Below are 16,986 nucleotides of genomic sequence, written 5' to 3' on the forward strand. Positions count from 1 at the left end.
TCAAAAGAGGCTGAAAATGTACTACATAGAACGTGATGAACAGGGACGTATTATTCAGGTTGAACGTGTCCCTTTTCATGCCATGACAGAACAAAGTGAAGTTAGCACTGCAGAAATAGACGAATGGATGCGGCTAAGAGAAATTCGTGAGGCATCGTTACTGCAATTGCGCCAGAGCGATCTTGAGATGGTTCGCGTGCTGGAAGATCTGATTGAAGTCCTGATGAGTAAAGGCGTAATCAGCATTACCGATCTGCCGCCGATCGCCCAGACAAAACTGACCAACCGCGCACAGGCGCGTCGTTCGTTAAGTGGTCTGGAAGGATTAATTTCCGATGATGACGATGAAGGATTGATATAATTCGTCATGTTTATTTACGCAATATATATCATGTACGACACAGGGACTATTGACAAAGTCCCTTTTTTTTACCCTAAATTCCTGCCCGGACTACTATTCATTCACGTCATCTATTAATATAAGGTCTTTAAGCGAAACGGCATCAATAAATTCCCTGCCGGAACGTGCTTTCATTACCTTTGTTACATGTTGCATTACAAATACTAATTAAATTCTCTTTTAGCATTCTACGCCTGGTCAGTGGATGAATTGGGCGAGAACAGGATTGAGGGAACTACACATGAGCGGCGTCTCTGGGATCGTCAAAGCGGTAATAGGACAAGTGTTTGCAATAGCACCTGATGGCAGCCAGCGTTTATTGGTTGAAGGTGACAGGATCCTCGAAGGAGAACAGGTCGAGACCGGGGCTTCTGGCGCAATCACATTGTCTTTGGCGGATGGCAAGCAGCTGGACCTTGGCCGTGACAGTCACTGGGACAGTACGGGAAGCGTGACCACTGAGCCTACGGCTACCCAGCAACAGGATGTGGCCGCCATACAACAGGCGATTGCAGACGGGCAGGATCCGACGCAAACCCTTGAAGCGCCGGCAGCGGGTCCTCAGGCGGGGGGTACTGGCGGCGGTGACGCTGGCGGTAGCGGCGGCGGATCGCACACGCATGTGGTCCTTGATTTAACCGGTCAGGTTGTTGACCCTTCGGCTGGATACCCGACGATTGGCCTTGATTTTCCTGATGCCGAACGCCCACAAGAATTAACGCAGCTTGAACCTGGCGTTGCCACTGCGACAACGCCTGCCGATCCCAATACGAACCCGCCAGACGATTCTGATGCGGATGCCGATGCGGATGCCGATGCGGATGCTGATTCCGACGCTGACGCGGATGCAGATGCGGATGCTGATGCAGACTCTGATGCCGATGCCGATGCGGACGCCGATGCGGATGCCGATGCGGATGCCGACTCTGACGCGGATGCGGACGCAGATGCCGATGCGGACGCCGATGCAGATGCGGATGCCGATGCTGATTCCGACGCCGATGCCGATTCTGACGCCGATGCCGATTCGGATGCGGATTCTGACGCCGATGCGGACGCTGATGCTGATGCCGATTCCGACGCCGATTCCGATGCCGATGCCGATGCGGATTCTGACGCGGATTCTGATTCTGACGCCGATGCAGATGCCGATGCGGACGCCGATGCTGATGCGGATGCCGATGCGGATTCTGACGCGGATGCGGATGCTGATTCTGATGCCGATGCCGATGCCGATGCAGACTCTGATGCTGATGCAGATGCAGATGCAGATGCAGATGCGGATGCGGATTCCGATGCCGATGCGGACGCGGATGCCGACGCCGACGCGGATGCAGATGCGGACGCCGATGCTGATTCCGACGCCGACGCGGACGCGGATTCTGACGCCGATGCGGATGCCGATGCGGATGCGGATTCTGACGCCGATGCTGATTCCGACGCCGACGCCGACGCCGACGCCGACGCCGATGCGGATTCTGACGCCGATGCCGATGCGGACGCTGATGCAGATTCTGATGCGGATGCCGATGCGGACGCAGACGCCGACGCAGATGCGGATGCGGATGCCGACTCTGACGCGGATGCGGACGCAGATGCCGATGCGGACGCCGACTCTGACGCGGATGCGGACGCAGATGCCGATGCGGACGCCGATGCAGATGCGGATGCCGATGCTGATTCCGACGCCGATGCCGATTCTGACGCCGATGCCGATGCCGATGCCGATGCTGATTCTGACGCGGATGCCGATTCTGACTCTGACGCCGATGCCGATGCCGATGCCGATTCGGATGCGGACGCTGATGCGGACGCCGATGCCGATGCCGATTCGGATGCGGATTCTGACGCGGATGCAGATGCGGACGCCGATGCGGATGCGGATGCCGATTCAGACGCTGATGCTGATGCTGATGCTGATTCCGATGCTGATGCCGATGCCGATGCGGATGCCGATGCGGATGCTGATGCCGATGCGGACTCGGATGCCGACGCCGATGCGGATGCGGATGCGGATGCCGATGCCGATGCTGATTCTGACGCGGATGCCGATTCTGACTCTGACGCCGATGCAGATTCTGATGCAGATGCAGATGCAGATGCAGATGCTGATTCTGACGCCGATGCGGACTCTGATGCCGATGCCGATGCCGATGCCGATGCCGACGCCGACGCCGATTCCGACGCCGATGCGGATGCGGATGCGGACGCCGATGCAGATGCCGATTCTGACGCCGACGCCGACGCAGATGCGGATGCGGATGCGGATGCCGACTCTGACGCGGATGCGGACGCAGATGCCGATGCGGACGCCGATGCAGATGCGGATGCCGATGCTGATTCCGACGCCGATGCGGATTCTGACGCCGACGCCGACGCAGATGCGGATGCCGACTCTGATGCCGATGCCGACTCTGATGCCGATGCGGACTCGGATGCAGACGCCGATGCGGATGCGGATGCCGATGCGGACTCGGATGCCGACGCAGATGCTGATGCGGATGCCGATGCTGATTCCGACGCCGACGCCGACGCAGACGCCGATGCAGATTCTGATGCCGATGCGGATGCCGACGCCGACGCCGATTCTGACTCTGATGCTGATGCGGATGCAGACGCTGATGCAGATGCGGATGCCGATGCGGACGCGGATGCCGATGCCGATTCCGATGCAGATTCCGATGCGGATTCTGACGCCGATGCGGACGCTGATGCAGATTCTGATGCAGATGCAGATGCCGATGCCGATGCCGATGCCGATGCCGATGCGGATGCCGACGCAGATGCTGATGCGGATGCCGATGCTGATTCCGACGCCGACGCCGATTCTGACGCTGACGCCGACGCTGACGCGGATGCCGATTCTGACGCTGACGCCGACGCTGACGCGGATGCCGATTCTGACGCTGATGCCGATGCGGACTCGGATGCAGACGCCGATGCCGATGCCGATGCAGACGCTGATGCCGATGCGGATTCTGACTCTGATGCCGATGCGGACGCCGATGCAGATTCTGATGCCGATGCTGATTCCGACGCCGATGCAGATGCAGATGCAGATGCAGATGCCGATTCTGATGCAGACGCTGATGCGGATGCAGATTCCGATGCCGACGCAGATGCCGACGCCGACGCCGACGCCGACGCCGATGCTGATGCCGACGCGGATGCTGATGCGGATGCCGACGCCGACGCCGACGCCGATGCAGATTCTGATACCGATGTGACGCTGACCGTGACGATCACGCCGGGCGGCAAAACAACCGATACGTCAGATAATACGATCACCCATATCAATGGCGGCAGCGGGAACCCGAACGGGTATGATGTGCAGAACGGCGTAATCGTGGCGATCGGCAGTAACGTGCATGTCTGGCTGACGCCGGATAGCCCGGATGGCGCCATCAAGGGCGACGTCGTGCCGAAATCCGCCAGCGCGTCGCAGATTCACTATTACACCAGCAGCGGTAATGCCAATACTGACGACAGCGCAAAAGGTCACACCGATATCTTCGTTGTCGGTGACCATACGGGCGGTTATTACCAACAGAGTGACTGGCCGAACAGCAAATATAACTTCGTCTCCCTCAAAGGGATCACGGGCAACGGCAACGTAACGGAAGGCGATGTCGGCAAAGACTATATTTTTGTTCAGGGGAACAGCGAGGACTACAAGGTAACGGGCGTCGCTCATCCACAGAACCATCAGAACAACGATATTGATAATCTTCAGATTACCGATGAGAACGGTAAGCATCCTTTTGAAAATGCTAACCATATCGAAGGCGTGGTCTTTGGTGACGGGCCATCTTCATCCCACGGCGGCAGCACCACCACAAGCTACTCAGTAACGTTGAATCTTGACGTTAACCTCGAAAGTTCTGACAGCAGCGACCATCTCAATTCGATCACGGTTGGCGGGATTCCGGAACACGCGACCTTTAGCGGCAATTACACGGATGTCGCTTATGATGCGATCAACAAAGTCTATGTTCTGACCTTTGCAAGCGACACGACACACTATTCCGGGCAGGTCAGCGTTGAATTACCGGATGGTAAGAGCACTCTGGGCGATATAACCCTGGATGTCGACTCGACCGCGTCCGATCAACTCGAACACCATTTCACCTTTGATGGTGAAGAGGGTGGGCAGCACGTCAGCGACAGCCACAGTGATAGCGCGGATGTAAGCCATCTCGCGGAAGCTTCTGATGAGACGCATATGTCGCTGACTCATATCGCCGATGAGAACCATTCAGACAATGGCTCGCTGTGGGATACCGACAGCCAGGCGCGGATGAGCAGTAGCGCCGCAGGGGATACGCAAACGACGGAAGTGGACCATAGCGTACTCACTGACAGTAGCCACAGCGCATCGTTAATTGATGACACAAGCTTAATGTTCAGTCCGCTGGCTGCCGATAACACATCCGGTCACGAAGAGACACCGACGGCATCAGCGGATAACGCGCCGACGCCTCTTTCTGTCGATGAGCAGGCTGAGACGGCATCCCCTCCGACTGCCACTGTAGAAAATGACCCGCCGTTGAATTTTAGCGACATCATCCATGATGAAACGCATCACGACCTCAGCAGCCTGATTCAGGCGGGGCCGCAAAGTGAAACCGCGAATAACCCGACGGAAGCCGAGCATGTCCCGGCCGAAGGCGGCACGACAGCGAATACTGATAGTTACGACGCTGGCCACGAAGCGATGGTGGATAACCTCATCTCTAAACCGGAAGAAATAACCTGATAAGTCGCCGCTTAGCTCCGCCGGGAGGCTAAGCGGCAAATCACCACAATGTGAATTCAGGCCTGGCGAGGAATTACGAGCGATGAAAAACAGCCAGAACGTAATTTCTCCTCCGGTTCCGTGGCATTTTCTCTGGTGGGTGGTACTCACACAGAGGCATAACGAAAAGGAAGACAAGAATGAAATATGGTAGCCCGTTTTTACTGGGGGCAGCATTGACCGTGTGCGCGACACAGAGTCAGGCCACCACCCTTGAGCAGGCGGTAAAAGACAGCCTGGTATGGCACCCACAAGTTAGCGCTTCGGCAAACAGCCGATACTCTGCGGAACAGGATCTTCGTGCCGCCAAAGGCGGCTATCTGCCGTCGCTGGATCTCACCGCCGGTAGCGGCTGGGAACAAACCGACAATTCCACGACCCGTGCGGCAGGTGAGCATTTACGCAACCTGAACCGCAGCGAATCCGCTATTAACCTGACGCAAAACGTCTTCAATGGCTTTGCGACCACCAGCGAGGTCGCGCGTCAGAAAGCAACGGTAAACTCGCGCGCCTGGACCGTAATGAATACCAGTGAAAGCACCGCCCTGCAGGCAATCCAAAGCTATCTTGATGTGCTGATGCGCGAGCAGATGGTAAAACTGGCGGAAGACAACCTGCACAATCACGAGCGTGTATTTGACCAAATACGCCTGCGCACCACCCAGGGAGTAGGACGCCAGGCTGACTACGATCAGGCGGAAGCTCGCCTGGCCCAGGCGCGTAACAATCTTCTGACCGAACAAACCAACCTTGAGGACTCCAGGGCTAACTATCAAAGCGTTACCGGTAAAGATGCCGACACGCTGGTGATGCCTGGCAAGATTACCATCCCCGCCTCGCTGGAAGCCGCCCGCAAAGTGATGCTCGAAAACAACGCGCTGCTTAAGCAGGCTGATGCCGATGTGGAAGCAACCCGCCAACAATATGACGCGCAGAAATCGCGTTTTTACCCGAATGTTAACGTTGAGGTCGGTCGCACGATGGATAACAACATTGACGGTACGCGCGGGCATAACCAGGAATGGCAGGCAATGGTGCGTATGCGCTACAACCTGTACAACGGTGGCAGCGATCAAGCGACGCTCACCTCTTACGCCTACAAAATGAAAGAGGCGCAGGATGTGAAAAATAATGCCCTGCGCCAGTTAAACGAGGAATTGCGTCTTGCCTGGAATGCGAAGAACAATGCCGAACAACAGGTGCCGATCGCCAAAGAGTATGCTGAACGTAGCGTGACAGTGCGTAGCGCCTATCAGGAGCAGTTCAGCCTGGGTGATCGTACGCTGCTCGATATGCTCGACAGTGAAAATGAAGTCTTCACTGCACAGCGTCGTTACGTTGAACTGCAATTTGTCGACATGTTTACCACCTATCGCATCAGTGCCCGCACGGGAGAACTGCTTAAAAGTCTGCACATTCAGCCGCCGTCTGCCTCAGAGCCGCTTGATCAGGCTCAGCGTACGCAGGCGGAACTGCCGGAACTGCACTGATACGGCTCTGATGAGTTGTGGGGTGACTGACGGCATAAAACCGGCAATCATCCCGCTGTTTTTGACCTGCGGCCTGAGTCTGCAGAATACTGAGACAAAGAATGACGCCTGATACTGACACGCCTGAGAACGTCGATATTTCCCCGGAAGCCCCGGTCAGGCACGATCCCCGGCAAGCCCATGATGATCCGTTGCTGGACGCGCTGATGATCATCTGCAAAATGCATAATATCGCGACCAGCCGCACCGTCCTGACGACCGGGCTGCCGCTGGAATCTCATTCGCTGACACTGGAGGCGTTTCCACGTGCCGCGGGGCGTGCGGGGCTGAAAGCGCGGGTGATACAACGCCCGCTTGATAACATTACCGCGCTGTCGCTGCCTGCCATTCTGTTACTGAAAAACGATCAGGCGGCCGTATTAATTGGCTGGGATGACAACCAGCAGGCCCGTCTGCTGCCCAGCGAAACCGAAGGCGGTGAAATTACGCTATCACGGGAAACGTTGGCGGAAAATTACAGCGGCAGGGCGATTTTCCTCTCCCCGGAACATGAGTTCGATGCCCAGCCAACGGCCGCGCTGCCGCGGACAACCGCCTGGTTTCAGGACACCCTTAAGCTCTCAAAATTCCTCTACTTCGATGCGGTGATCGCCAGCTTTCTGGTCAATCTTGTGGCGCTGTGCGCCCCGCTGTTTGTGATGAACGTTTATGACCGGGTTGTGCCTAATCAGGCAACCGCGACACTGTGGGTACTGGCTATTGGTATCAGTATCGCGTTTGTTTTCGACTTTGTACTGAAAATCCTGCGGGGGATTTGCCTCGATCTGGCGGGTAAAAAGACCGATCTGGTGGTCTCTTCTGCGCTGTTTGAGCGACTGCTGGGGATGAAGATGAAGCTGCGTCCTAAGCGGGTGGGCAGTTTCGCGCAGAATTTCCAGGAGTTCCAGTCGATTCGTGATTTTCTCTCGTCACTCACCCTGACGGCTTTTATCGATTTCCCCTTTACCTTACTGATCTTACTGGTGACTGGAATTATTGGCGGGCCACTGGTACTGATCCCGCTGCTTACCTATCCGCTGGCGTTACTGGTGAGCTGGCTTATCCAGCGTCCGCTCATGTCGCGGGTACAGAAAACCTATCAACTGGCCAACGAACGTCAGGCGATGCTGGTTGAGACATTGACCGGCCTTGACGCTATCAAAATCAATAATGCGCAGAGTGAGCGCCAGTACCAGTGGGAGCATCTCACCGGCCAGTTGAGCAAACTGGAGCTGCGGGTGAAATTACTCTCCTACGTGGCGGTGAATTTTACCTCCTGGCTGCAGCAGGCCAGCGGCGTGGCGATTATTGTCGCCGGGGTCTACGTCATCATCGACGGGAATCTCAGTATGGGCGGGCTGATTGCCTGCTACCTGCTGCATCGCCGTGCGATGATGCCCATCGGTCAGCTATGCAGCCTGATTACCCGTTACCAGCGCGCGCGCATGACGAAATCCACCATCGACAGAATGATGGGGCTGGAGCAGGAAGTACAGGAGGGTGAGGTACCGCTTAAGCGTGAAACCCTCTCGGGCGCGATTGAACTGCGTGATGTGACGTTTTGCTATCCCGGCAACCAGTACGCCTCACTGAGTAATGTCTCCCTGGTCATCCAGCCGGGTGAAAAGGTGGGCATTATTGGTCGCAGTGGTTCAGGAAAAAGCTCGCTGGCGAAATTACTGGTCGGTTTTTACCAGCCGGACAGTGGCAGCGTGCTGATCGATGGTATCGATCTCCGTCAGATAGATGTGCACGATCTGCGGCATAACATTGGCTACGCGCCGCAGGATATCCACTTATTTAACGGCACGCTGCGGGAAAATCTGCTCTATGGCGCAAGCTATGTTGATGATGAAACCATGCTGCGGGTCGCGAACCTGACCGGGGTTCATGAATTTGCCCGCCGTCATCCTTCTGGTTACAACATGCAGGTTGGCGAGCGTGGAATGAGCCTTTCCGGCGGGCAGCGTCAGGCGGTTACGCTGGCGCGGGCGTTGTTGCTCGACCCGCCGGTATTGCTGATGGACGAACCCACCAGTTCAATGGACAACACCAGTGAAGATCTGATCAAAAAAGCGCTGGCGCCGGTTATCAGTAACAAGACGCTGCTGCTGGTGACGCACCGTGCGTCGCTGCTGTCGCTGGTTGACCGTCTGATTATTGTCGATAACGGTAAGATCATTGCTGACGGTCCGAAAGAGAGCGTCATGAGTGCGCTGAAAAAGGGACAAATTCATGCGAATCGTTGATGCGCTTAGCCGCCTGATGAACTGGCTCTCCGGAGAGAAACCGTCGGCGACGTTTACCACCAATGAGGTCAATAAAGCACTGCTTGATGATGCGCCACGCGTGGTGCGCGTGACCTTGTGGGCCATTTTCGCCTTCTTTATTGCCATGATCGTCTGGGCCTCGCTGGCTGAGATTGATGAAGTGACTCGCGGGGAAGGGCGGGCCATTCCTTCATCCCGTCTGCAGAAAGTCCAGAACCTTGAAGGTGGGATTGTTGCCGAAGTTTTTGCTCATGAAGGTGAGGTGGTACAAGCCGGCGCGCCGCTGTTGCGTCTGGACGATACCCGGTTTCGCTCTAATGCCGGAGAAAGCGAGGCCGATAAACTGGCGCTCGAAGCACGGATCCAGCGCCTGACCGCTCAGCTTGATGATGCCAGCGAACTGACGCTGTCGCCGGAAATTAGCAGCCAGGCGCCGGAAATCGCCAGCGGGGAAATGGCGCTGTTCACCAGCGTCAATAAACGTATTCAGAGTGAACTTGCCGGGCTGAATGAACAGTTGGTTCAGAAGAAACAGGAACTGCTCGATTTCCAGGGCAAGCTGACGCAGTACCGCCGTAGTCTTGAGTTACAGCAGCAAGAGATCACCATGTCTGAACCGCTGGTGGCAAAAGGCGCTATCTCAAAAGTGGAAATGCTGCGTCTGCGTCGCGCCGGGGTTGAGACGCAGGGGCAACTGGACTCCGTCATCCTTGCTATTCCGCGCGCGCAGGCGGCAATCAAAGAGATTGAAAATAAGGTCAGTGAAACGCGAGGGCGCTATCGCAGCGAAGCGCTGGAACAACTGAACCAGGCCCGTACCGATCTGAGTAAAATTGAAGCATCAGGTAAAGCGATCACTGACCGGGTGAACCGCACGCTGGTGACTTCGCCGGTTCGCGGCATCGTCCAGCAACTGCTGGTGAACACCATTGGTGGGGTGATACAGCCGGGCAATGACATTGTGGAAATTGTTCCGCTTGATGACACGCTGCTGGTTGAGGCCAAAATTCGCCCGCAGGACATCGCCTTTTTGCGACCGGGGCAGGAGGCGACGGTGAAATTCACCGCCTATGACTACACCATTTATGGTGGGCTTAAGGGCAAACTTGAACAGATAAGCCCTGATACGGTGACCGACAAAGACGGTAAGAGTTTTTATATTATTCGCCTGCGTACTGATAAAAATCACCTCGGCACGGATGAAAAACCGCTGTTAATTATTCCGGGAATGGTTGCTTCGGTGGATATCATTACTGGCAAGAAAACCATACTGGCCTACTTGCTCAAGCCTATTCTTCGCGCCAAAGCAGAAGCGTTCCGTGAGCGCTAAAGGGTAAGAATACAAAGCCTGCGATATGCAGGCTTTTTTGGATAGAGCGCGCGGCTCTGTTCTTGTCAGACATTAATGAAATGCAGATTAATAACCTTCTGTTTTTTATGGTCTTAATCCCCCCATCCCACTGACTTTAATGCCACCTCTTTGCCTGCTGTTTATACGCTTATGCATGCGCTTCTATTTTGAGTTTAACTCACATTAAGTTGTAGTTTTTATCGTTTTGCAAACGAGAATCTTTCAACAATACTGAGACAATAAATCAGACAGGGCGGTTTTTAATTGACGAATGCACGATTAACCTGGTGGAGAGTTGTTGGCATTTATCGGTAGTAAAATAAAAAGGTTCTCCTGTTGCGATATATTGTTTCAGTATCTTTGGGATGCGGGTATTTGTTTTTCTGAGTAAAGAAATTGAAATCAGTCTATAAAAATACCCTCGCTGAATATCGAATAAAGGCTGTCAGTTTTATAAGGTACATAAGATGACATTAGAGATGTTGAATTATTTAATTGAATTGGCATTAAACAATACCTCGAACTCACCTGATATTAAAAGAAGCACTGATGACCATCAACAGTCATCAGGTGATGATTTATCGGCTTTTATTACATCGCTTTCGCAACAACAAGAGAGCGGTGATACGCTGTCAAAAATGAAATATCGCTTAGCACTGCTTTCTGCCGCACAACAAGACGTGAAAAAAGCAGAACAATTATTATCTGCCAATACCCCGGCGGAAGAAGAAGCCTGGCCGGTCATGGATTTCACACACTGGCCTGCGGTGCGTTATGCCGTCTCAGGTGAGGTGCAGACGCCTGAATCCGAAGCCTATTTTCATCGCATCTCAGCTGCCGCGGCGACGATACGTTCTGCCATTACCGATGCAGAACGCGCGAAAGGGACATCTTCATTCCATATTCTCCAAAAGATTTTGGTCCTCAACAGCGCGTTGCCTGAACGGTATAAAGCGATGGCAAATATTCAGTATTAGTCGCCAGTGGTATTTTCGGGGTAATGATGCGGGTAATACTTGTTTGTTCTCCATCGCAAATAGACAGCAGAGAATAAATAAGTATTACCCGCCATTTATCTTTGCTGGCGCCAGTACTCCCGGCGCAGAGAAATAATCCAAAAGCGTTAATCCTCTGCTAACAGAGCGAAAAGGGTAGTAAAGGTGTTGGTCACTTTTGCCTCGGGTAACTTTCTTTGAATCTCATCGCCGGCGAACATGGTCTGGCCTGTAAGTCGCTTACCAAAATCGACACGGGTGCCGGGTCAGGGATGTCGTTAACAACTTCCCCGCGAGCTTGTCTGTGCTTGCAGGGGGGTAAATGTTTTCGCAGCGAAAATATCATCCGGTCATTAATCTTCATTTTAACCGCACTAAAGTCTGTCATTGGCGCACATCCTGTATACGCTTCCGGCACGTGGGCATCCGATCCGAACTGAGAGCGCTACACTTTCCACGCTACAGTCACACGCGGGTTGTGCGCACATTCATCAAATAGCCCATCGGTGATTATTTTGCTGCTCGAGCGAATATTTGCGTTAGGTAAACTTAACTTAATAATTGACTATGTTTTACAGTTTTTATTACACGATTACATACCTTGACATACATGTTAACGATGGGTAATTATGATGTGAAGCAATAGTCTTTTTCTTATTTATGACTCGTTATTCCGGCCACGCCATTTATCCACTCACGGTGACGTCGGGATAACATGAGCAACATCAGGTTTCGACGGGTCTTTTATCTTTCTTTAATAAAGGGCTCTTCACTCAATGGGCTTTCGTTCAGGTCGTCACTGTTATTACAACCTCAGTGTAATCAGTCTCTTTTTACCCTTTATCATCTCTGTGACCCAGGTTGAGGCCGGAACACTTTCGTCCCCGGCGCACCTTTCTGAGGATACCTCGCCGGGCGGTCTGTTTGCCGCGCTGCGGAGCACTATGCTCCATCACCCCAGTCTGGCCAGTCAGCAGGCGCTTGTGCGTTCTAAAGAGGCCAGCGCCGACAGCGCCCGCGCGGCACGTTTGCCCACGCTTGGCGCCAGTGCGGGGACAGGGCAAATTTCGGGTTACACTGATTCCCGTACGACCACGCTGAGTGTTTCGCAACCGTTATGGGCTTTTGGGCGTATCGACAGCGCCATTGACTACGCCGACAATGACACCGTTGCTCAGCAAGCCACGGCCTGGGCTACCCGTCGTCAATTGCTGGAAGATACCGCGGTGGCTTACGCGAATATTCAGGGTGTTCGCGAGCGGCTTACCGTTGCTGAATCAAACGTTAACAATCATCAGGCGTTGCAGGAACAGATCCAGCGCCGCGCGCAGGGAGGCCTGGCTTCTCCGGCTGATGTCAGCCTGGCGAAGGCAAGGTTGTTACAGGCACGCGCGTCGTTAGAACAAGCCAAATCGGACCTGCTTACCGCCGAATCCACGCTGTTATCCTTGACTCAGGTACCGATCGCCAGCGAACTACCCGTCCCTGGCAGCATCCTCACGTTGCCCGCCGATACGTCTATACAGGAACAAATCCTTGCCCAGAGTGCGACGGTGCGAGCACGTGAAGCGGCGGTCACGCTGGCCGAAGCTGATGTGGAACGTCAGCGTACCTCGTCGCGGCCGACCGTCTCCTTGCAAGCCGCTCGCAACGAATATTCCGGTATGCCCAACCAGAGAAATAATAATACGGTCAATGTTGTTGTGACCGGCACGATGGAGGGGCTGGGACTGGTGAACCGCGGCCTCCAGAACGCGGCGCTGGAGCGTGTGGAATCCGCACGGCAGGATTTGGCCCAACAACGCCACAGCGAAGATATTCAGACACGCCAGTTGCTTGATCAGCGTGATGCTAACCAGACGCTGATGGCCGGTTATGAGCAGTCTGTTGTCGAACTTAGCGGCACGCTGGCATCGTTTCGTCGCCAGTACGAATCGGGCTACAAGAGCTGGCTGGATGTACTGAACGCCGTTCGCGAATTAACTGAACAACAACAAGCGCTGGTATCGATACGATCGGCATGGCGGGTCGATTGCCTGCGGCTGGCCGCACGCACGGGTCGTATGGACGATACCACTGGCGCCCTGACCACGGGCACACAATTTGCTAACACGTCTGCGAGCCAACCCTGATGATACCTGTTCCTCACTCTGAATTACTGGCCTTGCTGGACAAGCTACACGCCCCGGTGAATAAAGCGGCATTAACGCAGGCGTATGCGCGCGCCCAGACCGTTCCTCCGTTGACCGATCGCCCGCAGGATTATGTGCGCGGTTTACTGTCAGACGCGGGAATGAAAGATATCCGGCTGGCGTTGTTCCCCTGGCGGCGTTTTGATCCACGTCACCTCCCGGCCCTGATGTGGCACGAACAGACATGGTGGCTGGCCGAACGACACAACGAGGAGGGGGGAGCCGATACCCTTACGCTGACCCGTGAAGGTGTCGAACCCCGAACGCTGGCGGTAGACGACATTGTGACCGGCGCGCCGGGGACGACGGCGGGTGACGAAACGGCTGTACTCTGGTTCAGCCTGGCTTCACACGTACAGTCAGAGAACCTCTCTGACAGCGAAAATCCGGCCATGCGTCTGGTCTGGCGAGAACTGCTGCGCGATCGCCGCTGGGTGTTCCGGGTGGCTGCCGCCACGCTGCTGGTGAACATTCTGGCCATTCCCACATCCCTCTTCGCCATGCAGGTCTACGATCGTGTCGTGCCCACCCTGGCATGGGCGACACTGACTACGCTTGTGGCGGGGATGGGGCTGGTTGTGGGGCTGGACTGGCTGCTCAAAACATTGCGTGCCCACATCATGGACAGCGTTGCCAGCAGTGTGGATAAACGCCTTTCCCAGCATGTTTATGAGCATCTGTTGCACCTGCAACTCGACCAGCAGCCCGGTAGCCTGGGCACGCTGGCCGCGCAGGTGGGGGCACTGGATTCGGTACGACAGGTTTTCTCTGCCGGTCTTGTCTTTGGAATCGTGGATCTGCCGTTCGCTTTGCTGTTTATCGGGATTATTGGTCTGATCGGGGGGCCTGTCGGCTGGGTTTACCTGGGAATGCTCCCCATCGCGCTGGCGCTGGGTCTGTATACCCGTCTGCGCTTACGCCGTCTCACGCGCCAACAGATGCTGCGCAGCAATGAGCGTCTGGGCCTGTTAGTCGACAGTATTCGCGGTGCCGAAACCCTGCGCGCCAGTCATGCTGGCTGGCGTTTTGCACAAGACTGGCAGACGCTCAGTCATTCCATCGCAGGCTACAGTATTCAACAAAAATCCCTCACCCAGTTCTGTACGAACACCACCGGCAGCCTGTCGACGCTGGCCTATATCATGGGCATTGTTGTCGGGGTATGGGGCGTTGAAGCCGGATATTTGACCACCGGGGGCATGGTCGCGTGCAGTATTCTGGGGGGGCGTGTCATCGGGCCGGTGAGCCAGGGCGTTCAGTATCTGATGCAGTGGCAACAGGTGAGGGAGGCGCTGGATATGGTGAATAATCTGCTGCGTAAACCTACAGAGCGCCGCGCCGGACAGACCCTGCTGCTGCCCGATCGCCTGCCAGAACATATTAGTGTCGAAAAGCTGCGCTTTGCCTTTCCGCAGTCTCCGGTACAACAACTCAATATTCCTGCACTCCACTTTCACGCCGGTGAACGTGTTCTGCTGCTGGGCCCTGTTGGCGGTGGTAAATCAACGTTGCTCAAGATCCTGGCCGGGCTGTATCGCCCCGGAGAGGGGCGTGTCCGCCTGGGCGATGTGGATCTGTGGGAGATCGATCCCCAGGTGGTCAGCGCTCAGGTTGGCTATCTGCCACAAGCGGTGCAGCTCTTCAAAGGGACGCTGCGAAGCAATCTGATGCTCGCAGGCGCAGTCAGCGACACCACGCTGACAGACATCACCCGCGATCTGGCGCTGGATCAGGTGGCGGCCAGTAATCCGCTGGGTATGGATATGCCTATCAGTGAGGGGGGCTCAGGCCTCTCTGGCGGTCAGCGCCAGCTTGTTGGCCTGGCGCGTGTGTTGATGTCCCGTCCTCGTATCTGGCTTCTGGATGAACCGACGGCATCGCTTGATGGCGAAGCGGAGACGCGAGTCTGGAAAGCATTACAAGCCAGGCTGCAACCGGAAGATATCCTCATCGTCGCCACTCACCGTCCGATGGCGGCCGTTAATTTTGCTACCCGCGTGCTTGTCGTACAGGAAGGTACTGTCGTACGCGATGGTCCTCCCGACAAGGTGTTACCAGGACTGATGGCCCGCGCCACTGGCTTGCGTCCCGCCGCTGAGGTAACGAACGTGAAAACACACATGCCCGCAGCATCACATTCAGCAGGAGTCCTTAATGGCCGTTGAACTGTTTGACGACGAGGTCGCTGACGCCGCTCGCGTGCATCGTCTGGAAAATTACTACCGTAGCCAAGTGCCCGCCGGGCTTATCTGGAGCATGGCCGTACTGGTGCTGGGTTTTGTCATCTGGGCCATGTATTTTCGCATTGACGAAGTCGCACGGGCACACGGTGAAGTGATCGCCAGCAGTCGGGTGCAGATCATCCAGACCGTCGATGGCGGCGTACTTTCCGAGCTGCGTGTTAAAGAGGGGGATCACGTTAAGGCGGGGCAGATTCTGGCTCGTCTCGATCCAACTCGCGTGGAGGCGGCGGCGGGTGAAGTGGACGCGCGCATCGCCGGTCTCAGGGCGCGCATTGCCCGACTTCGCGCAGAATCAACGGGACAATCCGCTCCCCAGTTCCCTGCCGATCCTGGTCCGGCGTTACGCGAACAGGCCGATATTGAACGCGCACTGTTTCTGCAACGCCGTCAGAGCCTGCAGGAGGATATCACCGCGCTGCAAACCGCCGTGAATTTAGCCAACCAGAAGCTCAGCCTGGTGAACGGGCTGGAACGCTCTGGCGATGTGAGCGCCAGTGAGCGGCTTAATGCACAGCGCGAGCTTAATGAGGCTCGTGCCCGCCTGCTGGGTCGGCGCAATAAGTTTTTGGATGATGCGCGGGCCGATCTCACCAAGGCAGAAGATGATCTGGGCCAGACCTTGCAACAGATGGCCGGTCGTCGCCAGCAGGTACACGATACGGTGTTTACGGCCATGGGGCCTGGGATTGTTAAAAATGTCCGCGTCACCACGCTGGGCGGGGTATTACGTGCCGGCGATGAGATCATGCAGATCGTCCCCTCAGATGATGCCCTCATCATAGAGGCCAAAGTTCTGCCTGCTGATATTGCCCGCGTTCAGGTTGGACTGCCGGCCACTGTGCGCCTTGATCCCTTCGATTACACCATTTATGGCGCATTGCAGGGGGAGGTGATTTACGTCTCGGCCGACACCCTTAAAGAAAACACGTCACGTGGCGAGGAGATCTACTACCGCGTCCATGTTCGTTTGAAAAGCCATGCAGAAGGTCTGTCAGACCGTCAGGAAGATGGGCAGCTTGTGCGCAGTACGACGGGCCGTCAGCTTGACATCCTGCCGGGCATGACATCCCAGCTCGACATCCGTACCGGTGATCGCACGCTGATGGATTTTTTACTTAAACCTTTGCGTAAAACACTCAGTGAATCATTCCAGGAGCGATGACACCGCAGGTGGCCGTTGCAACCCGATTTTCCTGTCCGCCCCAGATGGA

At 55.5% G+C, this 16,986-nt stretch carries 9 protein-coding genes; all 9 read left to right on the forward strand.

Going from position 1 to position 16,986, the window contains the following annotated elements:
* The first annotated feature begins 16 nt into the window (after positions 1 to 16).
* The 9 genes from L2097_RS01070 (at position 17) to L2097_RS01110 (ending at position 16,937) form a co-directional block, all read left to right on the forward strand.
* Entirely contained in the window at positions 17 to 361 is a 345-nt protein-coding gene (locus L2097_RS01070; protein WP_047369385.1) for a hypothetical protein, read from the forward strand.
* A 280-nt stretch (positions 362 to 641) separates the two neighbouring features.
* A complete protein-coding gene (locus tag L2097_RS01075) occupies positions 642 to 5,156 on the forward strand; it encodes a retention module-containing protein (RefSeq protein WP_250351961.1) in 4,515 nt (1,504 codons plus the stop codon).
* A gap of 179 nt (positions 5,157 to 5,335) precedes the next feature.
* Positions 5,336 to 6,685 (forward strand): TolC family outer membrane protein, encoded by a 1,350-nt coding sequence (locus L2097_RS01080; protein ID WP_047369386.1) that lies wholly within the window; start codon positions 5,336 to 5,338, stop codon positions 6,683 to 6,685.
* A gap of 101 nt (positions 6,686 to 6,786) precedes the next feature.
* Positions 6,787 to 8,973, forward strand: a complete 2,187-nt coding sequence (locus tag L2097_RS01085) for a type I secretion system permease/ATPase (protein ID WP_052958811.1) — start codon at positions 6,787 to 6,789, stop codon at positions 8,971 to 8,973.
* Positions 8,960 to 10,324, forward strand: a complete 1,365-nt coding sequence (locus L2097_RS01090; protein WP_047369387.1) for an HlyD family type I secretion periplasmic adaptor subunit — start codon at positions 8,960 to 8,962, stop codon at positions 10,322 to 10,324. The genes L2097_RS01085 and L2097_RS01090 overlap by 14 nt, the downstream gene beginning before the upstream one ends.
* A 488-nt stretch (positions 10,325 to 10,812) precedes the next feature.
* Entirely contained in the window at positions 10,813 to 11,322 is a 510-nt protein-coding gene (locus L2097_RS01095; protein ID WP_047369388.1) for a hypothetical protein, read from the forward strand.
* Positions 11,323 to 12,116: 794 nt separating this feature from the next.
* The gene (locus L2097_RS01100; RefSeq protein ID WP_085007160.1) at positions 12,117 to 13,472 is read left to right on the forward strand and encodes a TolC family protein; all 1,356 of its coding nucleotides are present in this window, start codon (positions 12,117 to 12,119) and stop codon (positions 13,470 to 13,472) included.
* Positions 13,472 to 15,697: an ATP-binding cassette domain-containing protein gene (locus tag L2097_RS01105; protein WP_250351962.1), complete on the forward strand. Its 2,226-nt coding sequence runs from the start codon at positions 13,472 to 13,474 to the stop codon at positions 15,695 to 15,697. Before L2097_RS01100 ends, L2097_RS01105 begins: the two co-directional genes overlap by 1 nt.
* Positions 15,687 to 16,937, forward strand: coding sequence for a beta-barrel domain-containing protein (locus tag L2097_RS01110; protein ID WP_250351963.1), 1,251 nt, complete (start codon positions 15,687 to 15,689; stop codon positions 16,935 to 16,937). The genes L2097_RS01105 and L2097_RS01110 overlap by 11 nt, the downstream gene beginning before the upstream one ends.
* The last annotated feature ends 49 nt before the right edge of the window (positions 16,938 to 16,986 follow it).

The sequence above is a fragment of the Citrobacter sp. MNAZ 1397 genome (genome assembly GCF_023613995.1).
In the GTDB taxonomy this organism is placed as follows: Bacteria; Pseudomonadota; Gammaproteobacteria; order Enterobacterales; family Enterobacteriaceae; genus Phytobacter; species Phytobacter ursingii.